At 66.4% G+C, this 19770-nt stretch carries 22 protein-coding genes; all 22 read right to left on the minus strand.

All coding sequences use genetic code 11. From position 1 onward, the window contains the following. Positions 1-33: 33 nt before the first annotated feature. The 22 genes from AC1U7O_RS12330 to AC1U7O_RS12435 all read right to left on the minus strand — a co-directional run bounded on the left by AC1U7O_RS12330 (position 34) and on the right by AC1U7O_RS12435 (position 19770). On the minus strand, positions 34-249 hold the full coding sequence (locus AC1U7O_RS12330) for a hypothetical protein (protein ID WP_479895081.1): 216 nt from the start codon (positions 247-249) through the stop codon (positions 34-36). Positions 250-329: 80 nt separating this feature from the next. Next, positions 330-491: a hypothetical protein gene (locus AC1U7O_RS12335; RefSeq protein ID WP_479895082.1), complete on the minus strand. Its 162-nt coding sequence runs from the start codon at positions 489-491 to the stop codon at positions 330-332. Between the two features lie 33 nt (positions 492-524). Next, a complete protein-coding gene (locus AC1U7O_RS12340; RefSeq protein ID WP_479895083.1) occupies positions 525-1571 on the minus strand; it encodes an AIR synthase-related protein in 1047 nt (348 codons plus the stop codon). A gap of 535 nt (positions 1572-2106) precedes the next feature. Continuing rightward, on the minus strand, positions 2107-2550 hold the full coding sequence (locus tag AC1U7O_RS12345; RefSeq protein WP_479895084.1) for a hypothetical protein: 444 nt from the start codon (positions 2548-2550) through the stop codon (positions 2107-2109). Positions 2551-2558: 8 nt separating this feature from the next. Continuing rightward, on the minus strand, positions 2559-2876 hold the full coding sequence (locus tag AC1U7O_RS12350; RefSeq protein WP_479895085.1) for a hypothetical protein: 318 nt from the start codon (positions 2874-2876) through the stop codon (positions 2559-2561). Positions 2877-2895: 19 nt separating this feature from the next. Further along, positions 2896-3297, minus strand: coding sequence for a hypothetical protein (locus AC1U7O_RS12355; RefSeq protein ID WP_479895086.1), 402 nt, complete (start codon positions 3295-3297; stop codon positions 2896-2898). A 267-nt stretch (positions 3298-3564) separates the two neighbouring features. Next, entirely contained in the window at positions 3565-4140 is a 576-nt protein-coding gene (locus AC1U7O_RS12360; RefSeq protein WP_479895087.1) for a transglycosylase SLT domain-containing protein, read from the minus strand. Positions 4141-4689: 549 nt separating this feature from the next. Beyond that, the gene (locus AC1U7O_RS12365; protein WP_479895088.1) at positions 4690-5049 is read right to left on the minus strand and encodes a hypothetical protein; all 360 of its coding nucleotides are present in this window, start codon (positions 5047-5049) and stop codon (positions 4690-4692) included. 15 nt (positions 5050-5064) lie between these two features. Beyond that, entirely contained in the window at positions 5065-5301 is a 237-nt protein-coding gene (locus tag AC1U7O_RS12370; protein ID WP_479895089.1) for a hypothetical protein, read from the minus strand. A gap of 37 nt (positions 5302-5338) precedes the next feature. Beyond that, positions 5339-5755, minus strand: a complete 417-nt coding sequence (locus tag AC1U7O_RS12375; protein ID WP_479895090.1) for a hypothetical protein — start codon at positions 5753-5755, stop codon at positions 5339-5341. Between the two features lie 11 nt (positions 5756-5766). Then, complete coding sequence (locus tag AC1U7O_RS12380) at positions 5767-7551, minus strand: hypothetical protein (protein WP_479895091.1); 1785 nt, start codon at positions 7549-7551, stop codon at positions 5767-5769. Positions 7552-7566: 15 nt separating this feature from the next. After that, positions 7567-8373 carry a hypothetical protein gene (locus AC1U7O_RS12385; RefSeq protein ID WP_479895092.1) on the minus strand — a complete coding sequence of 269 codons (807 nt, stop codon included), beginning with the start codon at positions 8371-8373 and terminating at the stop codon, positions 7567-7569. Beyond that, on the minus strand, positions 8370-9506 hold the full coding sequence (locus tag AC1U7O_RS12390) for a baseplate J/gp47 family protein (protein WP_479895093.1): 1137 nt from the start codon (positions 9504-9506) through the stop codon (positions 8370-8372). The genes AC1U7O_RS12385 and AC1U7O_RS12390 overlap by 4 nt, the downstream gene beginning before the upstream one ends. Positions 9507-9514: 8 nt before the next feature. Continuing rightward, positions 9515-10159 carry a contractile injection system sheath initiator gene (locus AC1U7O_RS12395; protein WP_479895094.1) on the minus strand — a complete coding sequence of 215 codons (645 nt, stop codon included), beginning with the start codon at positions 10157-10159 and terminating at the stop codon, positions 9515-9517. Positions 10160-10168: 9 nt separating this feature from the next. After that, complete coding sequence (locus AC1U7O_RS12400; RefSeq protein WP_479895095.1) at positions 10169-11500, minus strand: hypothetical protein; 1332 nt, start codon at positions 11498-11500, stop codon at positions 10169-10171. Then, complete coding sequence (locus tag AC1U7O_RS12405; protein ID WP_479895096.1) at positions 11500-12522, minus strand: phage baseplate assembly protein V; 1023 nt, start codon at positions 12520-12522, stop codon at positions 11500-11502. The genes AC1U7O_RS12400 and AC1U7O_RS12405 overlap by 1 nt, the downstream gene beginning before the upstream one ends. A 3-nt stretch (positions 12523-12525) precedes the next feature. After that, positions 12526-14121: a hypothetical protein gene (locus AC1U7O_RS12410; protein WP_479895097.1), complete on the minus strand. Its 1596-nt coding sequence runs from the start codon at positions 14119-14121 to the stop codon at positions 12526-12528. Further along, the gene (locus AC1U7O_RS12415) at positions 14121-16817 is read right to left on the minus strand and encodes a hypothetical protein (RefSeq protein WP_479895098.1); all 2697 of its coding nucleotides are present in this window, start codon (positions 16815-16817) and stop codon (positions 14121-14123) included. The genes AC1U7O_RS12410 and AC1U7O_RS12415 overlap by 1 nt, the downstream gene beginning before the upstream one ends. Next, entirely contained in the window at positions 16810-16992 is a 183-nt protein-coding gene (locus AC1U7O_RS12420; protein WP_479895099.1) for a hypothetical protein, read from the minus strand. Before AC1U7O_RS12420 ends, AC1U7O_RS12415 begins: the two co-directional genes overlap by 8 nt. Positions 16993-17008: 16 nt before the next feature. Then, a complete protein-coding gene (locus AC1U7O_RS12425; RefSeq protein ID WP_479895100.1) occupies positions 17009-17449 on the minus strand; it encodes a hypothetical protein in 441 nt (146 codons plus the stop codon). Positions 17450-17461: 12 nt separating this feature from the next. Continuing rightward, a complete protein-coding gene (locus AC1U7O_RS12430) occupies positions 17462-17944 on the minus strand; it encodes a hypothetical protein (RefSeq protein WP_479895101.1) in 483 nt (160 codons plus the stop codon). Between the two features lie 35 nt (positions 17945-17979). After that, on the minus strand, positions 17980-19770 hold the full coding sequence (locus tag AC1U7O_RS12435) for a phage tail sheath subtilisin-like domain-containing protein (protein WP_479895102.1): 1791 nt from the start codon (positions 19768-19770) through the stop codon (positions 17980-17982).

Consider the following 19770-nt stretch of genomic DNA (forward strand, 5'->3'; position numbering starts at 1 on the left):
GGCGCGAGGGGGCGGGGACGAGGCCCGTGGCGGTCAGTTCGGCGACGCGGCCGAGCAGAGATGTTCAGCCTCGGCGCGCGCCGCCGCCCGGCGCCGATGTGCCAGGATCACCGGGTCCACGCGCTCCCCGCAGATCACACACCGCCACCCCATGTCGCCCGTCTCCTGGACGAACTCCGCCACCATCCGGCCGCCACAGCGGTGGCAGGAGTCCAGGTCTACCCGTTGTTCCGTCACGATCCTGTTCACCACTGTTTCTCGTCTCCTTCCGCCGGGCAATAGGGGGGACCAGGAGGGTGCCGGCAGGGCCACGCCCCTGTCCCCGCGAGTCAGGCGGCCTTCCTGGCGGCTGCCCGGGCTTCGCCGGACGTGACACTGCCCGCCGTCGCAGTCTCCTCTCCGGCCTTGACCGCCCAGACAAACACCGCCAGCCCGCCGAACATCCCGAACAGGGCAATGGCCCCGTCCACGATTGCGCTCAAGTCGTTCATGCCACTCACCTCCTTCGGCTGTCTCTGCGCACCTCAGAGCCGGCAGCGCCGAAAAGGATTCGCCCGTGCGAGCCAGCCGTTGTCGGGGGAACGCCGCCGCCCCAGGAGGCGGGCGATCTCATCCACCTGAAACCGGGGCATCGGACGGCCCCTCCCGCCGGCGGCGACCAGGGTGACCCCCTTCCGCGACGGCACGACGGTCCCGATGCGGGTCGCGGCGATGCCGGCCCGGGCGAGGCGACGGAGCAGGGCGCGGACTCGGCTCGGGGACAGACAGATGAGCAGGGCGCCGGAGGCGATGGCGCCGAGCGGGTCCAGCCCGAAGTCGGCGCAGAGGCGACGCCCTTCGGGCAGCAGCGGGATCGCCCGCTCGTCCACGCGGATGCCGACCCCGGCCGCCTCGGCGAGCTCGTACAGCGCGGCGCTGAGCCCGCCTTCCGTCGGGTCGTGCATCGCGTGCACGCCGCCGACGGCCAGGGCCAGGGCGGCATCCCGCACGACGCTCAGACCCGGCCGCGCGAGGTACCCGCGACAGCGCGCGACGAACCGGGCGGAGTATCGCGCGAGCAGTTCCTCGCGCCGCTCGCGCGCGAGGATCGAGACGGCCTCGATCGGAATGCCCTTGGTGAGCACGACCGCATCCCCGACCCGCGCACCGGCCGTCGTGCGCAGCCGCCCCTCGGCACAGGTTCCCAATAAACAGCCGACGACCACCGGGCGGGTGACCGCCGCGGACACCTCGGTATGTCCCCCGCAGAGGGCCACGGCGAACCGGCGGCAGGCCCTCCCGATCTGGGAGAAGAGGCGCGCCGCCCCCGCCCTCGTCGTCCCGGGTGGCAGCAGCAACGTGGCGAAGAACCACCGGGGGGTGGCGCCCATCGTGGCGAGGTCGTTGGCGTTGACGGCGAGCGCGTAGGCGCCGAGCTCCTCCGCGACGAAGGTGATCGGGTCCGTCGTGACGACCACGTACCGATCCTTCACGGCGAGCGCCGCCGCGTCGAGCCCGACGCCGGGCGGCACCGCCACCGTCGGGTCGCGATTCCGGGCGTGCCGCGCCAACAGGGCGCGCAACACGGCCACGGGCAGCTTGCCGACCGGCAGCGGCGGGCCGGCATCACGTCGCGATGTCCCCCGGGCATGTCGGCTCATGAGAATGGGTGCAGGGTGCCGCTCCGCACGGCCCCTGTCAAGGTTCTACGTCTCACCGACCGCCGGCGGCTTGGTTCCGACCGGAGAGCTGTGGTAGGATGCCGCCCTGTTCGCGTGGCGGTGTAGCTCAGTTGGTAGAGCAGCGGACTCATAAGCCGCGCGGCAGTCTGTCCCCCCACCAGATGCAGTAGCCTCCAGTGCCTCTTGTCACAAGATGCAGTGACCGCTAGTCACCCTTGTTCCCGCTGTCCGTTCGTCTGACTGCTAGAGAACTGCTAAAACACATGGCGCCGAGGAGCTTCGCGGTGGGACTCACCGACGGGTGCGAGCAGAGCTTCCGGTTGGCCAGCACGACGGGGTCAATGACGTCGCCGCAGTTGACGCATCTCCACATCTTGAGCTGCGTCTGGGGAAGGTCAAGGTTGGGAACAAGGAGCCCACGACAGCGTAGGCAGGGCATGGTCGCTTAGCTGCCGCCTGTGTTGGACCAGACCGGAATCTCGTCGACCCAGCGGAGCCGAGCGGCCAGCATCTCCGCGAACGTCCACGTGATGACGTAGTAGCGACCGGCCTTGGTTTGCTCCTTGGTCCCGCCGAGCTTCCCCTGCCAGAGCAGGAACGTGCGTGAGGGGTCACACTTCCCCGCCCACCGGGGCCACGGTAACCCGAAGTAGAACTGGATCGCATAGAACTTGCCGGATCGGGCTTCCGGACTCTCTGGCCAGAACCGCCGGGGGAGCCGGATGGTGAACGTGACAAAGAAGGGCCACCAGAATGTCCAGCGCAGCGCGAAGATCCGGAGCATCCGGTACGCCGGCTGCCCCTCGAACAAGTAGAACCGTTCCTTGGTCCACCAGCGACGATTCCGCGTCGGGTCCGTGTTCCGAGTCAGATCCAGGACCGTACTCATGGAGCACCTCACAGAATGGCCAAGAGAACCGCGACTGTTCCCAGCACCACGAGCCCGTAATCCTTCACCCGCGACCAGAACCCCTGCTGATCGAGCTCGGCCTGCAACCGCTGCCGTTCCTGATCCAGAACCTGCTGTTTCTTCCGTTCGCCCTCGACCTGAGCCTCGATCGTCTCAATCAGGGCGGCTTGTTCTTTGACCTGCTCGTAGAGGACCGTGACCTCGCGGAGGGTCACGGTCAACTGTTGATCCAGGTGCGCCCGGTCTTGTCGGAGGTATTCGACCTCCTCCAGCACCCGTACCCAGTCCGCGCGCTCCAGAACCACGAGCGGCGCCTGCTCCGGCTCAGTCGCACTGGCGGGCCAGGCGCAGAGGAATCCCAGGCAGCACGCGATGAGTCTCAGCCACCAAGCCTGCATCCGTCACCGTGTCTTGCTGTACCCGGCGCGCGACCGACGCTGGGGTCGGTCGGTGGGCGGCCAATCGCGCCCGCTCCGCCTGCAACGTGGCCAAATCCAGATCCCGTTCCGCGATGCGCTCCTTGAGGGCGTCGATCGTCTGCTGTCGCGCCTGGCTCTCCTGGTTGAGCGCATGCAGTTGGCGTTCGACTTCCACCGCGCGGACCATTCCCCGCCACCGGTCGATCCGGTGCATCTGCGTGACGATCACCACGACCAGAACGGCCAGGATGACGACCTCCCAGAAGAGCCGGCTGCTCAGCAGCCGTGAGAGATCGAACACCGGCATCAGCACGACCTCCACACACCGCGTTCGAGGTATCCGTGCCAGACATCCTTTGTCTTCCCATCGCCGTCGGTTGCTAGCAGGAGAATCGAGGGCGAGACCGTGATCGTCCCATCCTCATGCTCCGTGACGGTGTGATTGGCGAGACACCCCAGATGGCCGGCAGGCGGGCGCACCATCCAGGTGACCTGGCCGACGGCGTCGATCCATTTGGCATAATCGCCCGGCGCAAACGATTCCGCGTTGTCTGGTAGTCGCCGTCCCTGCACCTCAGCGCCACTCCTCATACAGCCGCGCCCAGCGTTGAATGTGGACGGGGTAGGCCAGGTTCTCCCGGCACGCCGCGGCCGGTCGCAGTTCGCTGCAGACCGATCCGAGCCAGACGGTCGGCCCTTCCTGCAGCTCCAGTGAGCCCAACACTCCTGCCTCCCGAATCAGCCAGCCGGCTCCGCCGTTGTAGGCCCTCGCAGTCAGCGTCCAGTGATCCGGCACGGTCCGCGTCCAGCCCGGGAGCGTCCGCCCGACCAGCCGCCAGGCCCAGGCGTCATAGCAGGCACCACCCCGGATCGCCTGTCGCGGGTTCAGGGGCTCGAAGCCAGGCATCTGGCAGAGCCGGGGAATGTCCCGCGCCGTGGCCGGCATGAACTGGAGCAGCCCCAGGGCGCCAACGCGAGAAGTTGCGCCAGCCTGCCACCGGCTTTCCTGGTGAATCTGGCCGGCGAACCAGGACACAGGCACCTGAGGCAGATAGAGCCGTGCAGCCCGGATCACGTCGTCTCGGTACGGCGCGGCCGCGCGCGGCATTTCGGCGAGAACGGCTGTTGGCCAGGCTACGATGAGGGTCATCGCCAGCCATCCCCATTGACGCCAGTTCGGGCGTTGGTCTATAGTTGACGCATGCCTCAGACCCGTACCGATCAGCTTGCCGAACAATTCATGGACGCTGTGGACCGCTACATCGCATCGCTCCCGGAGCCACGCCGCCAAGCGGTGTCGAGGCGATGGGACCGGTTGATCGAAGAAGCTGGCCGCCGCGCTAACCTCGCCGCCGCTCCCGCTGATACTGCCTCCAGATAGCAAGGAACGCGTCATGCTCTTCGGTTCCTTCCTGTAGTTCCAGCGTTCGCTTCACGTCTTCCCAGGTCATCGTTGCCAACAAGGCTTTCAGCCCGCGTAGTCGCTCTTGTCGGCGTTGCTGTTCGGCTGGGTCAGGGAGACGCCGTCGGCTAAACCTGGCCTCCTCTCGTTCACGTTCGCGCTGAATCTCATCGTCCTCGTCATTCCCACGTCCGCCACCGTCTGGCGCGTACATGGGCAGACTTCCGCCGCGATGGCCAGGCCGTCCGCGATGACCAGGGAAGCTCTTGCCGAAGACCAGGAGGAAGCGCGAGGGCATCACCACACCGCCATGGCGTAGATGATCGTGGCCATAACCACCGCGACCGCGAGCGCCGAGCCGACGAACGCGACGGCGGCGGCCAAGGCCATCGTGCCATTTCTGGCCTGTCTCGCCCGCTGATAGTCCGCCAGCAGGTCCGTGAGCCGAACGAAGGGGAACACCTCGATGGTGACATGGGCCACACAGACCCCAATTCCGACCTTGGCGAGCGCATAGATCGCCGTCCACCACCGAGGGACCGGCCCCTCCCCATCGCTCGGGAACTCGAAAATCAGGAGCATCCAGCAGGCGACGAGGAGGAGCAGCGTGATTTTGAGCCGATAGACATGGCCGAGTAGGCGGTGGAGTGCATCCATCAGACAGCCCTCCTCTCAACGCGATCCGGTCACCAGCGCCTTGAGCACATCCCACAGCGCCACGAGCGCCGCCACCGTGCCGGCGACCCAGACCAGGACGTGCATGACGGTCTTTCCGGTCCGAGTCAGCCGGTCATAGGTCTTCACGATCCGGTAGCTCTCCCGGAGCATCTGCCATTGCAGCCGTTCCCGCTCCTGCGGGTCCTCCGGCGGCTGCTCCGGGATCTCCGCGCTGACGTGGACGCCGTTCATCGCTGCCGATCCTCCCTCTCTCCTGATGCAGCCCGTCTCACGGCAGCGTGATGTCGGGCAAGTGGTAGGTGCTCACCGCCGCCTCCTTGAAGGCGTCGTACTGCGTCGGCGTCAGGAGCCCCCGGCTCTGCGCGTCCTGGATGCACCACTGAATCGCCGGCCCGTTCAGGTAGCGCACGAAGTCCGGAAAGGCCGGGTACTCCTTCGCCAGCGCCATCAGCCCGGCCAGGTCGGCGCCGAAGATCGTGGGAACGTGCCGGAGGAACCCGTCCGGATCCGGCACGGCCGGCTGCGCGGTTGGATCGTGGGCGGCCAAGACCGCCTCGACCTGCGCCCGGAAGGCCGCGTCTTTGTCCTCGCGGATGGCCAGCTCGCCGGTCTCGGGATTCCACGACACCCCGTCCGCCACGCCGGCCACGGCCAGCTCTGCTCCAAACGTCGGTCCAATGAGCATGGTGTCTCCTCCTAGCGCACGCTGCCCGTCATGGCACAATGGGCGTAGGCCGTCCCGCCCCCGCCGCCGGTCCGCAGCAGCATCCGTGCATCGTGGAAACCATCGGCAAGCTGGGTCGCAAACGAGTACCCCACCGGAAACTCGTTCACCCCGTTAGCATCGTTCCAATACTGATGGTTCTGGAGCACGTTGGCTGTCATATCAATCCCCAGCCCCATGTTGTGATGATCGGAGCTGCTCCCATTGACCCCGTACCCGCGCACGTGGATCGTGGCGACCTCATCCGCCCACATCACCCACTCGATCCGATCCGACGCACCGGGCTCAACAAAGGTCGAAGACGTGGTACTCCAACTGACCTGGCCGGGGTTGGCGGGCCGCCGGGCCTGTCGGTTCAACCACGAGACCACCAGCCATTTGGTGGACGCATACGAGAATTGCGCGGAGCTGTTGGTGCGGATCAGGCCAACCAGCGTGCGCGTCGGGCTCCCGCTGATGATCTCCACCCCCATATCCGTATCGGCCCCATGCCCCGTCGCCAGGGGAATGAACTCCAGCACCTTCGTGCCGTTCACATCGGTCAAACACACCAGGTAGTCCGTATCGGCCGCCAGGTTTTGCCCGTCCGAGCCGTTGATCCGGACGTTGGTATTCGCGGCGGTTAGCCCCGCCGAGGGGAGGGTGTAGAGCGTCCAGAGCGAGCCGACCTTGAGAGGAATCCGCCGGCCATTGAAGGGCGCCAGGACGATCTGCGTGGCGGAGACATACTGGAGTCGCCCGCATTGGAACGGGAGCACCTGCCAGGTCAGCCCAGCGGTCTGCGAGGCATCCCCGAGCAGCGCCGCACCATCGGCGCCCACGGGGACAACCAACGGCTCGGTCGTCGAGCGTGAGAGCAGGTCGCCCTTGGCAGTCAACAGATTCGCCAGGGACACCCCGCCCCACTGAGTCCGAAGATCCGTCACATCCCCGCTCTGGATTTCCGTCACCCCGGCCGTCCGCGCCACCTTGGCGACCGGAAGCGCGTACACCCGCCCATCCAGGGTCTTGAGTGTCCCCTGGGCCGCGACCGTCCCGTTCCCAGCCACGAACAGGGTCGCATCCCACGAGGCGGCGGCAAACGGCTCCGCGGTGGGGCTTGCGTTCTCCTTGGGTCCATGGGCGGTCACCGTGGGGTCATCCACCCCCTTGGGGTAGGTGGTGAAATCCACACCGGCCACCGCCCGGAGTCGGTACTGAATCTGCACCCGCCTCGCGATCTCGAAGTTCACTTCGTTGACGTCGTCCTCGACGTTGGTCCCGCCGTACAAGACGTTCCCGTACTTGAACAGCGCCGAGGTGCTGGGCTTGTTGATCGACGTTGGCGCACTGGCCGTGGACCCGGGAACTTCGACCAGAAAGACTTCGAGGAAGACCAGGTCATTGCGAGACCCACTCCCCGGCGGCGCCGGCAGCGTGATCTGGCTCAGCGTCGACGAATTGAGATTGCTGCCGACCTCCAGCACGGGGAGGCCGTCCACATAGGCTCGCGATACGGCAATCCGGAAGCTGTTGGCCGGAAAGCCGGGGCTGAACGAGAAGGCTCCGCGTGTGGACCAGCCCGAGGCCCCCAGCCGCCGGATCAACTCCCGCAAGTGGTTCACCTGCATGACCGCTCCGGCCGCCACCTCCTTGCTGGACACCGGCACATCCAGGCCCAGCACCATCATGAGCTGGTTCGTGTCGAGCAAGTTCCGGTCTGCATCCGGATCCGCCGGATCGAGGCTCAAGACGTTCCGGGTCCGTTCCCAGGGCATGCGCGCACTCCTTTCTTAGGCCGACGTCAGACGCACATTCATGATGACGGGCTTGGTGCCCGCCGCCCGGTGCCGGTGCAGCAGGGCCAGCACGTCGTTCAACGCAAAGGGCAGGTCCCGGCTGTTGAAGCCGAAGGTGTACCGAGCCGTATCCCCGTCCCCGCCCAGGCCAGGCGAGGTCAGATGGCCGTCGGTCCGATGCAGCGACGCCACATCGACCTGATCGGTGAGGAGCTTCTGCGGGAGCGCCGCCAGAAACTCCTCGAGGGTGTAGACGAACGCCACGGCAATGGTGACCGTGAGCCAGACCCCAAAGGTCCCTGGCTGTTTGTTGGTCACGTCCGTCAGGGCGACAGCGCCCGGCTGGGCCGGCCAAGGACCCGACGCCGCCAGGAAGTCGGGCTGGAGATGGCCATCCGTTCGATGGCGGGGCCCGGGTCTGTCCACGAACCGATCGGTTTTCAGGGCGTAGAGATAGAGCGTCTGAATGTCCGCGGTGACCGGAAAGGCTGTTTCGAGAATCCGCTTCAGCGCATAGGGCTGGGGGCGTTGCTGGATCGTCTCCGCAATGATGCGCGTGGCGTACTGATCATCAGTTTCCACGGCGCCGCGGCGCGGGACGAGGAAGTAGTCCCCCCAGCGATCGAGCCAGGCGCCCGAGGCCTTCGTGCGGAGGTCAAGCTGATCGACCGCAGTCTGCCCGTCCGCGCTGGCGCCTTCTAAGCCCTTCGCCATCGTCTGGAGTAGGGCCGTCAGGTGCGTCTCAGCCAATCGCCCATAGACGCGCCCCAAGCGTTGCCGGAGTCGGTCGGCCGTCGTCATGCTGCCGTCACCGTCATGGTGCCCAAGCGCAACCGTTGCCCGACTTGGGCGGTGACATCCGCCGCCGGCGTCGTCAGGACCAGCGTGCGGACCCCTTCAGCCGCCATCAACGCCGCCAGCAGGGCTTCCCAGTCTAGGGAGTCGCCGATGCCGAGACGATCGAAGACCGCCGCCGCCGCCGCCGCCAGTGCCGTCTGCACCGCAGCCAGACTCGCCCCCGACTTCAGCGTGACCCCCGTCACCTGCACGTTGACCGCCACGGGAGTCGCCGCGACCACTTCCGCGATCACGCCAGCCGCTCGATACCCGATGACGGGCCCCCCCTGCTCATCCAGATAGCCGTCCAGCACTTCCTGCGTCCGGCTCACGAGCGAGTTCGACGCCGTACCGGAGCCATTGTCGATGTACACGGTGAAGAGCCCCACCGGCTCACCTGGGTCGGTCAAGTAGGGTTCCACAACCTTGGCGAGCCGGACCCGTTCGAGGATGCTGCCCGTCACACTGTCCACCAACCTCACCGTCTTCGCCCCGGCCTCAATCCCGTTGATCGGTGCGCGCGCCAAGGTGGAGATAAAGTCCTGGAAACGGGTCTTCCGCGAGCCCTCGGATTCCTCGTCGGTCCCCCCGGTCGTGGCCGCCGCATTGGTCACGGTTTCGATCCCCAGGATGGCGGTCTGGAGCTGGGTGATGGATTGCGCGGCCACGTTGCCCGCGGCGCCGGCCGTGACGGCCACGATCGGCACCGAGACCGAGGTCTGCCCCGTGACCAGCGTGGCCGCGCCAATCGTGTGGAAGACCACGCCGTCGGCCGTCGCCACGCGCGTTCCGTCGGGAATCCCATAGTCGGCATCCGCCGGCGTGCTCCGACCGAAGGTCACGGTCCCGGTGGCGGCGGTCGCCGGCGCCAAGGTGAAGTCGAAGGCCGTATACATCGCCTCCGGAATCGCCGCCTCCAACGCCTTGTAGAGTCGGTAGTAGAACTCCTCCAGCTCCATCGCAAACGACTCCACCAACGTCCGGTTCACCGAGCCGACATTGAAATCGGTGATCACGGTCTGGACCGACGCCAGGAAGTTCAGCAGCGAGGCCGTAATCTGCTCGAAGTGCTTGAGATCGAACTGCACCCGCGCCATGGCTCGTCCTATGCCGCTCTCGGAAGCACCAGGTTGAGCGGGACAATGTCGTCGGCCCCGATGACCTGACAGGTCGCCTCAATGGCAACATGGTCGGCCTGTGCCTCGACCGTCACGTTGATCAGAGCGCGAATCCGGGGATCGCCCAGCAAGGTCTGCATCGCTTCCAGCCGGATCAATGACACCGTCGAGATATCCAGCGGCTGTCCCAGGTAGAGCTCCAGGTTGGAGCCGTACTCCGGGTGGTAGACCAGCTCCCCTTTCCGCGTCATCAACCGGTGCAGGAGTGCCTGCTTGAGGTTCTCGACTCCGGACACCGTGCGCCAATCACCGGTTCCAGCGTTCGCCTGCAGATCGCCCTGTACGGAGAGCGCCAGATCACACCCAAGCAGCACGTCATAGGGGTCGACCTCGACGGCCAGGGTCGCCCGCTGCACCGCTGGATCCGCCAACGACGCCGGGAGCAGGAGGGCATCCCCGACCCCCAAGACGCGGCTGCCGGCCAGGTAGGTGCCGCCGGTCGTATCGATGAAGGGCGGTGTGAGCTGATTGAGTTCCGCCAACACCCACCACTGATCGGCGTTCCCGAGCAGTCGGCGGGCGATCTGCCGGAGCGTGTCGCCCTCCCGAATCGTATAGCGTTCCAGCGACATCGCCGACGGTCAGCCTCCCAAAGGACGCGGCACCGTGACCTGCACACGTGGCCGCCAGGACACATCGCGGATCCGTGGGAACGTGCTCGCGCACCCACTCAGCTTGAAGAGGTTCAGCATGGCCTGCAGGCTATCCCGCAGCCCGCGGATGAAGTTGTAGGGGAACGCCAGGATCGACTGGACGGCGCAGAGGATGTTCCGAAACGCCGTCCGGAGCTGACGGAGTGCCGTCCGCATGCGAGCCGTGAGGATCTGCAGATTCACGCCGAAGGCAGTGATGTTCGCCAGTTCCCTGATGCCGGCGACGAGATTCAACGCTCCCTCGAAGGGAGATGCGATGAAGGAGGAGACCTTGTTGGTAAAGTCCGCCACCTTGTTCTTGAAGTCCTTGAGCCGTTCCAGCAACGACTTGGCCTGCGAGAGGAACGATGGCCCCGTATCGGAGACGAAGACTTGGTCGAACGGCGGCGGCAGGGGCTGGGCTGTCTCCACAGCCATCGCCAAGTCCTCCTCTGCCCAGCCGACGTCTTCCGGGGTGAACTCGGGCTCGCGGCTGATCCACTGACTGGTAAGCTCATCCAGCACGCCGGCATCGCCGGGAGACGCCGCAGCGGCAGCGTCGACCTCGTCCAAGGCGGTCTCCAGTTCCGCGGTGAAGGTCTCCAGGGCCTGGGACAGGAGTTGCTCACGCGCCGGTCCGCCGAGCAAGGCGCTCCCTGTGGGGTCCGCAGAGGCCGCCTGTCCCTCAGGCTGCGGCTTCTTCTTGAGGTTCTGGAGGCCCGTAAACCGGAATTCATAGTCCACCAGCATGGGGCGGTCCTTGCCCCGTCGCTTGATGGGGAGTCCTTCCGGTTCGATGACCCAAAAATCGTCATCCCAGTGGTCGTGAAAGACCATCTGGAGGGGGGCATGCGTCGGGCTGCCCGTCTGCACCGCCTCGATCGTCCGCTGGCGATTCACCCGGAGGTATTCCTCGACTAGATCCGAGAAGGCGTGAAAGGCCAGGTACCCGTCCACGCGGTTGCCCTCGGGCGTGACGCTGAGGCCGATGTCCGCCGAGCGCGCCCGCCAGCTCGTAGTGCCCCGCATGACCCATCGAGGCAGCCCCAACCCGAAGGAGTCGACCCAGGCCCCGTGCGGGGTCTGGGTGACCGTCGTGCGGGCTGGATACTCGCGGGTGAGGTCTTCCGGGTTCATGAAGAGGGTCAGGGCGCCGGTGCAGGACGCCCGCTGGCCGTTCCGGACCACGTCAAACGGATGCGGTCCCCCGCCATCGAGCAGATGGAAGGTGTAGATGCGGCTCCGCTGGGCCTCCGCGGAAAACCTGGTCAGCGTTCCCATTACGTCGCCTTCGCTTGCCCGGAATAATCAGTGTCCTGCACGAACGCCGGGATGGGCGCGGTCGGCACCCCGGAATTGTTCGGTCCAGCCTGCACACCGCTGTGGACGTGGGCATCGAACGCCGCCTTGATCTTGTCCAAGGCCGCCTTGAGCGCGACCCAGTCTTCGCCCGTCGTCCCGCCCAGGTGCAGGTGTAGGCCCGGCGACGGGTTGCTACTGGAGAGCGTCAGATCGTCAGCCGTGATGGTCAGGTTGCCGGCCACGGTGACAGAGCCATTGGTGCCGACCGAGAGCATCCAACTCGCCTCGTAGCTCTCGGTCACACCCCCGGCGACGGTTTCCTGCTTCGTCGCCCGATAGTCTTCGGTGACCGCGCCCTCGATGGTTTCGGATTTCGTGCTCTTCCCCACGATCGTCACGCTGCCGTCCGGATTGACCGTGACGCGCGTCCCCGTGGTGTGCTCGAGGTGAACGGTTGGCGCATCCTTGACGGGAATGGCATAGGACTTCATCCGTCGGGTTTGGCCCTGACGTTCCTGGCGCTTCCGCTCCGCCTTGGCCGTGCCTTCTCCTACCCGGATCCGTGTCCCCGAGGGATGCACCCATTCCGCATTGCCGTCAGCATCGACCAGGCTGTACACGCCGGAATCGTGATGGGACAGCCGATCCGCGGGCCGCTTGCCCGGCCAGGCCAGATTGGCGAGGTCCTGATACAGCGAGCCCAGCCAGACCGCTGACTGATCGCTGCCGTGCAGAAAGACCACCACCCCGAAGTCGCCGACCCGTGGCATGTCCAGATCGCCGACATAGGGCCCGGCGCGGTGTTGGAGGATACGGGCCTTGAGGCCGGCCGGGTTCGATCCGGCGCGCGTGCTCAGGAGCCCCGCAAGCGCCGGCAGCACCACCAGGACGGCATGATCCTGGGGCGAGTGCCCGACGACTTGAGCCAGGTAGAATCCGCGCAGATGAGGGAGGTCCTGCCCCTCTTCTTGCTGCGTGCCGATCATGGCTTGTGGAAACATCGCTTACTCCGGCGCCGCCTGACCTTTGCGAATAAGCTCCTCGTAATACTTCCGCACCTCTGCCCCCGCGACCGTGACCAAGCCGGCCCCCGTGAGCTTGTCGCCGTAGGTCTCATAGTCACGGGCCGGCAGACCGCGCGTGAGCCCGAGGGTGGTGGTGGCCCGCTCGTTCTGGACAAAGTGATGGCTCACCTGCTCGACGTAGAACTCGTAGGGCTTCTGCCAGTTCGAGTGATCCAGAAGCCGTTCGCCCACGTGAATGTGTGGCAACAACTTGAAGGTCTTACTCCCGGACCGAAACTGATCGTTCAGCACGTTCCAGGACGCCATCCGCCAATTCAGCGCCGTGTAAAACTGCACGATGGGGTCCTGCAGCGTATCGATGGCCTTGGGCTGAATGAGCGACGTCGCCGGCAACATCGGTCGGTACCCGTACCGCCGAAATTTCGGTTCATCGATGATCCCTGGCACGCTCAACAGCCAGTGCTTCTCCCCGATCCAGGCGTACTGCGGGGACACCAGGTAGAAGTTCGCCTGCTCCTCATCCGAGACCGAGAGCACGTGATCGAAGGGCTCCCCCATCAGGTCTTCCACCCCGACCTGATGCCGGACCAAGGCTGTCCAGGCATCTGCCCTCACCCTGTCGGATGGACGGACGACCGTCTCCGGGACCCCGACGTCGATCCCAGGCTCAGACGGCGTCGAGGGCGGAACACTCGTCGGCGGAGCCGGTGGCGGGGTCAAATAGGGAAACGGGGTCGGCCGGAGAAATAGGGTCGGTGCTGAACCGTCCTTGCCCAGCACAAACTGAGCGTCCTGGGCCGTGACCGCGTCGCCGCCCCCAAGGCTGCTGACCCGCCTGGTGTCGACCCACAGCTCATGAAAGGGCGGGCTGGCCACCTTCACAAAGAACGACCAGAAGCTCCCCTCGCCCGCCAGGAACTGAAAGTCGAGTCCGGCCGGGACTTCGGCGCCATAGGATTCCAAGCGATAGGCGAGGGCATCCCAGAAGTCCCGCTGTCTCCCCTGGACCGTCAATTTGATCTGCAGGAACTGCTTGTAGACGCGGTCGAGCAGGCGCTCGATGACCTCATCCGGCTTCGCATTGAGCAGTGAGGCGTCGATGAACTCCTGCATCTTCAGCAACGAGGCGCCGAGGAACGTCCAGTACGTCACGATCCCGTTCACAAAGAGCTTCCCGACATCGCGCCCGCGGACCTGAATGACGTGCTGGGGAACGCCGCGAGCGGTCAGCGCGACGGTTTCGGTCACCCGGTCCACGAACCCGATCATGATCGTGTGCAGCTCGCCTTCCCCCCGGTCTCCGAGGCGGCCCTGGTAATTCATCATCTGAATCACCACCACGTCCTGGGGGCGGATTTTGTCCGTCCAGGTGAGGCCGTCTCGATCCCGCACAGCCGCCAGGGTGAGCTCGAAGACGCCGGCCGGCGTGTCCATGCTCAGCCGCTTGTCGGTCCGGCAGGCGATGAGGTCGCCGCTTGGGGCGTTCCCATGGGGCCGCGCAGGGTCGACCATCCCCTCCAGTTCCCAGGACCGCGCCTCGCCGTGGATCTCCACGAGACAAACGGGATATCCCATCAGACCGTCATCCCCGTCTGGTAGAGCCGTCGACGCACCGACGACCGGTGGGTCATGCCCATGCGCTCCTGCTCCAGAGCCCGGAGGACAAACGGAATCAGCGCGTCGGCGGGCAGGCTCACGCCCTCAGCGACCCCCTCGCCCACGAGGCGAATCTCGCCAGCAGCCTGGATCCGCACGTCCAAGGCCTGCGGGGTCGGCGCTCGGCCAGCCTCCCCGGGACTCCAGGCCTGCGGGTAGGGTTTGCCCTGCTGACGTTCTTCGCGCTCCAAGATCCAGTCGGAGATGGCCGCGCCTTCTCGGTCGGCCTCCCGTGCCTGACGGTCAGCCTTGCCAGGCTTGGCCGCCTGTTGTCGCCACCATTCCAAGGCCTGCGGGGTCGGCGCTCGGCCGAGTTTCTCGTCTGCCGCCATGTCGGCCAGGAATTGGTCCCGCAAGGAGGGAGACAGCCCTTTGACCATCTGCCGCACCTGTTCAGCCAGCGTGCTCAGTTCCTGCTCGGAGAGCGCCTCCTCCTTCAGACGCGCCCCGGCCAGCCCACGGAGGGCCGCCACCGGAACCCCCTTCTCCCGTGCCACCCGCTCGACACTGGACCGGTTGAGCGATTCCACCGGGCGCCCCGCCAGCGTCGCCAACCAGTCGGCCGCCGCTTTCTTGATGTCCTTGGCCGCTTCCCGGAAGGCTGGGGACGCTTCAGAGACAGCCGCCGAGAAGGCTTCCATGATCTGGGTATCCTTCAGGCGGAGTTGTTCGACTTTGCTCAATTCCACCGACGGCGTCGTGCCGCTGAGAATCCGTCGCGCATCGCCCCCCTGGCCCCGCTCAAACAGCGCCGCCAGGAGGTCGAAGGGTCCCATCTGCTGCACCCGTTCCGGCGTCATCCCCGGCAATTTCTCCACCGCATCGGCGAGGGCTTGCTGGGCCTTCAGGCCCTTGGCCGGTTCCATTCCGAAAACCGCTTGGAACATGAGCTGCTCACCGCCGGCGCCGCTGCCCGCCCCCAGGCTGCGAGCAATCGTCGGCAGGAGCTGCCGGACGCGGGCATTCCCGCTGAGCAACAGCTCGGGCAACATCTGTTGCACGTACTCCAGTTGCTGGATCTCGGTCATGTGCCCGTAGGAACGGCCCGCATACCCCGTCAGGCCCAGCTCTTGTGCGGATGGCGCCCGCCCGCCGAAGTGGCCGAGGATTGCCTGTTGAATGAACCGCTGCTGGGCGACGGACTGAGGCCGCTGGAACGCGGCGAGCAGGTCTGTCACCTGTTGCGCTCCCCGCTCCCCGGCAAAGAATCGCCCCCCGCCCGTGAGCAACCCTTGGATGGACGCCAAGCCGGCCACGTACTCGCGAGAGACGGTCCCTGTCTGGGCGGCGGCGTGCTCCGTCATGGCCAGGAGTGCCTTCATGGTTTCGCTCGCGTCGACCCCTTGACGCATGCCCTTTTCGACCGCCGCCGCCATCAGAGCCCAGAACTGGCCTTGCTGGGCCGGCTCCGCCGTCCCGAGCTGGGTGACTCGACGGCCGAGCGCGGCGATCATCTCGGGCGAATCCCCGAACCCATAGGCACGGGCAAAGCGGGCTTGGGCCTCCGTCGCCCGGAGCAGCGTGTTGGGCGACGTCGGCATCCCATAGGCGTCGACCAGACGCGCCACGTGCTCCCCGGCATACCCCAGCCGCTCGAACTCCGGCCGGATCTGGCCGGGACGCGGCTCGTAGAAGCGGCGTAGGTTCGGCCCCATCCCGGTGCGCCGGCCCGTGTTCAGGAACGCCAGGTCGATGTCCTCGCTGTACTTCGCCATCTCGCTGGCCTTGCCTTCCGCCCACAGCGCCGTCCCGCCCACGATCGCCGGAATCGCCAGCAACGGATGCCGCATGATGAATCGGCCTGCCCCCGCGAACAGCGCTCCCAGCGCCCCGCCACTCATGGCCTGCTGGATCGTCAGGCCCTCCAGCGAGCCTTTGCCCTGCATGGCCCCGCCGACTGCCTCATCGGCGCGTCGCTGCGCGACCACCCGCTGCAACAAGTAACTGCGCGCCTGTGTAGTCTCATAGGCCTGCCGGAGCGTATAGGCGAGGTCCTTGGCCCGGTCGGTCTCCTGTTCCTTGGCGACCCGTTCCGCCTGGCGCCACTCTTCCCGCAGCTCACGCACCGCTTTCCGCTGCTTTTCCACGAGCGCGGCGATTTCCCTGTTGTGGTCGTGGATCTTCCCCGTGGCCCCCAGGATCCGGCCCAGCTCGTTGTTGACCCATGTCAGGTTGGCCTGGCTTCGTGCCTGCACGTCCTCATAGGGGTCCATGGGGAGACGCGGCGGCCGTGGCGGACCGTGGAATTCGGGGCCGGGCAAGCCGCGGTTGGCCTGCTCACGCTCACGAAGGATGTCCGTCGCGGTCCGCCCCGGAACGGGCAGGAATCCCCGGCTTTCCGCCATCTGCTCCTGCCAGGACCGGCCGCCCGCGGGCGGCGTCCCGACGTGGGCACGGCGGAGCTGCTCAGCCTGCCGTGCGAGGTCCTCGAGCGCCTGTTTGGCGGCCTCGATCGAGCGGGCATCGAGCTGGAGCGCCGGCGTCTGCCCGATCGTCTCTTGGATCTTCTGGATCTCGGCTTGGGCCCGTTCTCGATACTCCCGCGCAGCCTGTTCGGCCTGCGAGGTATCCATGGCCAGCTTGCCGTGGAGCCGAATGGAGACGTTTTCAGGCATGAGCCTCGGAGTCCTGCAGCAGTGCCTTCACCTTGGCCTCATAGCGTTCCTGCACGGGATCCGGCGGCGGAAGTGGATGATCCAGCTCAACCTGGGCCAGGATCAGGTCGAACTGCGGGTCCGTCAGGGACAGGACGTCAGGACTGAATGGGCTGACCCCCAGGATGCGCGACACCAGCCAGCGGTTCCGCTCACGCGGGAGCGCCGCCAGTGCCTTGACCGCCGACGGGTCCGGGAAACGTGTCGCGGAAGGCGACATACCTCCCGTAGATGTCCCAGAGGAGCTCCTCGTCGAGGATCGCCCCGGGGTTCGGCTCCCGCTTGATGACCTTCCCAGCTGTGTCCTTCTCGATCTCGTACCACCAGTCCGGGGCGTCGCGGACGACCACAGCCAGCGTGCTGAGCATCACCGCCAGCCCAGCCGTACTCATGTCGAGCTGCTCCAGCGGCACACCCTCTCGAAGGGCATGCTGCAGGACGCCGATCCGCATCCGGTCGAGCTGCGTCGGGAGAGCCACCGTGATCCGTCCCTTGAGCTCGGGGAGCTTCTTGGACTGGACCTCGAAGGTCTGGGTGTACTGCACGCCGAGCGCCACCTTGGCCGCGGCGACCTCGTTGTCCTGCTGTCCCATCGTGCCTCCTGCTTATTCCGCCGGCCGGCCGACCGGACCGGTAGAGAGGCCCATCTGGGGGTGGGCCCCTTCCCGCACGTTCTTGGCCACGAACGTCGCGTTCTGTCCGGAGAACTGGTTGGCTGTCACCTGGTAGTTGTGTCCCTCGATGGTGCACTCCTCGTACACCATGATCGTTTCGTCGCGGTCGTCGAGAATCTCGAAGTCGATGAGCCCGGCCTCCAGCGTGTTGTCCGGCCCCATCGGCGCCATGTTCATGAGCTGGACCGCGTCGTTCAGCTTCTTCCGCTGGATCACGAACTGATCGAGCGTGATCCGCCCAGACCATCGCAAGGGGTTGTTCTCGAAGGGACCGACGGCCCCCAGTGCGTAGGCCCCCTCGGTCCCGTAGTTCTGCTGCATGCTGGCGCTGCGGCCGTAGCCGACCAGGAGGCCGCCCGCCATGATCCGCACGACGTGCCCGCCCTGGGCGATTTGGTTCTTGGCGTCTGCCATGCTCGTGCTCCTTCGCTAGGGATCCTCGTGGCCGCTTACGCCGCCGCGACGATCCGAGTTGGGGTCAGGCCCGCGGTGATCGTGATGTAGGCCACCTCGCCGACCGGATGCGCCTCGAAGGTCACGGCCACCAGGTCGAAGCCGTCGAACTCCACCCGCACATTCTTGAAAGCCGGCTCGGGATTCCCGTCCGCGTCTGTGCCCTCGGTCAGGACCCCGGTCAGGTTGGTCGCGCTCCTCGTCAACGCCTGGAGCTTGGAGACGATCGCGTTCTTGATGTTCGTGATCGTCTGCTTGTCCGCCGTCCCGCCGACGAACCGCTCCACCGACTTCCGCACCTCCCGCGCGATGTAGTCGGCGATCCGCACCCCAGCGACCTTCCGCCAGACGACGTTGGCGTCCTTCAGGTAGGTGGTGATCCCCTGGACGATCCGGAAGATGCCGTCCGAGGGCACGGCCTCGAAATGGAGCACGCCCTTGTCCAGGAGCTGTTCGATCTCCGTGAGGGATAGGGACTTTTCCAACCCGGACACCCGGATCTGCTTGAAGGTCAGCGGCGTCGCTGGGACCACGCCGGCCGCCATCCCGCAGGCGATGGCCGCGCCGTACATGGGGGACAGCGCGTCGATCTCGCCCGTGCGCAGATTTCGGCGCTTGATCCCGGGATAGCAGAGAGCCGCCCGCTTGTCCGCCAGCTCAGCGGCCCGCGCTACGGCTTGGGCGACGGTTTCGGCGGCCGCGCCCCCGACGAAGGTCATCCGCTCCTTGCGCTGCTTCACGTCGCTGGCGAAGGTGCAGTGGGCGAGGGCCATCGCATGGATCGCCGCGTCCTCGGAGGCCACGAAGATGAAGCTCACGTCTTCCTGCTGGAAGGCATCGAGGGCATCCTGCCAGTCCTGGTTCGTGGGCGCGCTGCCCTCCGACCCGCCGGACAGGAAGCTGTAGGCGATGTTGGCCGGGGCATTGCTCGCCCCCGTGACCCGGGTGCCCTCGACCAACTGCGAGTTGGCCTTGAGCCAGTACAGGATCGCCCCGATGTTGGCCGTGTGCGTGTAGGCCGCGGTCTTGATGTCCTGGTTGCTGACCGCGTCCAGGTCCTCCACCGGCATGTTCGGATCGCCCTGGATGGTGGCCGTGTAGTCGGCCAGGGCGTCCAGGTAGTCCACGAGCTTGCCGAGCGTGTTCACCGACGGGTTGGTCAGATCCAAGTTCAACTCGGTCACCCAGGGGTCCACCCCGCTCGTCGCCTGCGTCTCGAGCTTCAGCGCCGTGGCCGTGTCCCCGGTTTTGGTGACCGTCATCCGGGCGGCGAAGAGGCTGCCGACGTACTGGATGGCGAACGCCGGTCCGAGGTTGTCGCCCACCTCGAACACCTCCGTGTCCAGCACGTCGTTGATCGTGATCTTCTTGCCGGCGACCGAGCCGTTCTCCACCTTGACCCGGATCTGATTGGTCCAGACCCCATAGTCCCGGCTCTTGAGCGTGATCACGTCCGCCGCGCCCGCGTCCTTGAGCACGCGCGAGGCCTGCACGGCCTGGTTGAGCCGGTAATACTTCACCTCGCCCGCGCCGGGGACGTCCGGGCTCGGGTCGTACATCAGCTCGATCACGGACAGGAGCGTCCCGCCCCGGAGCTGTGCCCGGGCCTCGATCGGTGAGTTGATGGTGGTGATCGTCCGCGGGAGCCCGCCCAGCGCCGTCCCGATCACGCCGATGGTGTTGGCCGCGCCCACCCGGTTGGGCACCATGGCGTCGGCGTTCACCGTCGCATAGACGCCTGGCTTGCTGATCTTGCGGCCCCCGAAATAGATGCCTTTGTCCGGCAT

Source organism: Candidatus Nitrospira neuquenensis (assembly GCF_979578155.1).

What these genes read in the sequence shown, in the direction of transcription:
- AC1U7O_RS12425 (WP_479895100.1), bottom strand. Translation starts at nt 17,449, where the DNA reads ATGGGACAGCAGGACAACGAGGTCGCCGCGGCCAAGGTGGCGCTCGGC.
- AC1U7O_RS12345 (WP_479895084.1), bottom strand. Translation starts at nt 2,550, where the DNA reads ATGAGTACGGTCCTGGATCTGACTCGGAACACGGACCCGACGCGGAAT.
- AC1U7O_RS12335 (WP_479895082.1), bottom strand. Translation starts at nt 491, where the DNA reads ATGAACGACTTGAGCGCAATCGTGGACGGGGCCATTGCCCTGTTCGGG.
- AC1U7O_RS12370 (WP_479895089.1), bottom strand. Translation starts at nt 5,301, where the DNA reads ATGAACGGCGTCCACGTCAGCGCGGAGATCCCGGAGCAGCCGCCGGAG.
- AC1U7O_RS12380 (WP_479895091.1), bottom strand. Translation starts at nt 7,551, where the DNA reads ATGCCCTGGGAACGGACCCGGAACGTCTTGAGCCTCGATCCGGCGGAT.
- AC1U7O_RS12405 (WP_479895096.1), bottom strand. Translation starts at nt 12,522, where the DNA reads ATGTTTCCACAAGCCATGATCGGCACGCAGCAAGAAGAGGGGCAGGAC.
- AC1U7O_RS12375 (WP_479895090.1), bottom strand. Translation starts at nt 5,755, where the DNA reads ATGCTCATTGGACCGACGTTTGGAGCAGAGCTGGCCGTGGCCGGCGTG.
- AC1U7O_RS12360 (WP_479895087.1), bottom strand. Translation starts at nt 4,140, where the DNA reads ATGACCCTCATCGTAGCCTGGCCAACAGCCGTTCTCGCCGAAATGCCG.
- AC1U7O_RS12400 (WP_479895095.1), bottom strand. Translation starts at nt 11,500, where the DNA reads ATGGGAACGCTGACCAGGTTTTCCGCGGAGGCCCAGCGGAGCCGCATC.
- AC1U7O_RS12430 (WP_479895101.1), bottom strand. Translation starts at nt 17,944, where the DNA reads ATGGCAGACGCCAAGAACCAAATCGCCCAGGGCGGGCACGTCGTGCGG.
- AC1U7O_RS12415 (WP_479895098.1), bottom strand. Translation starts at nt 16,817, where the DNA reads ATGCCTGAAAACGTCTCCATTCGGCTCCACGGCAAGCTGGCCATGGAT.
- AC1U7O_RS12385 (WP_479895092.1), bottom strand. Translation starts at nt 8,373, where the DNA reads ATGACGACGGCCGACCGACTCCGGCAACGCTTGGGGCGCGTCTATGGG.
- AC1U7O_RS12435 (WP_479895102.1), bottom strand. Translation starts at nt 19,770, where the DNA reads ATGCCGGACAAAGGCATCTATTTCGGGGGCCGCAAGATCAGCAAGCCA.
- AC1U7O_RS12395 (WP_479895094.1), bottom strand. Translation starts at nt 10,159, where the DNA reads ATGTCGCTGGAACGCTATACGATTCGGGAGGGCGACACGCTCCGGCAG.
- AC1U7O_RS12365 (WP_479895088.1), bottom strand. Translation starts at nt 5,049, where the DNA reads ATGGATGCACTCCACCGCCTACTCGGCCATGTCTATCGGCTCAAAATC.
- AC1U7O_RS12355 (WP_479895086.1), bottom strand. Translation starts at nt 3,297, where the DNA reads ATGCCGGTGTTCGATCTCTCACGGCTGCTGAGCAGCCGGCTCTTCTGG.
- AC1U7O_RS12410 (WP_479895097.1), bottom strand. Translation starts at nt 14,121, where the DNA reads ATGGGATATCCCGTTTGTCTCGTGGAGATCCACGGCGAGGCGCGGTCC.
- AC1U7O_RS12390 (WP_479895093.1), bottom strand. Translation starts at nt 9,506, where the DNA reads ATGGCGCGGGTGCAGTTCGATCTCAAGCACTTCGAGCAGATTACGGCC.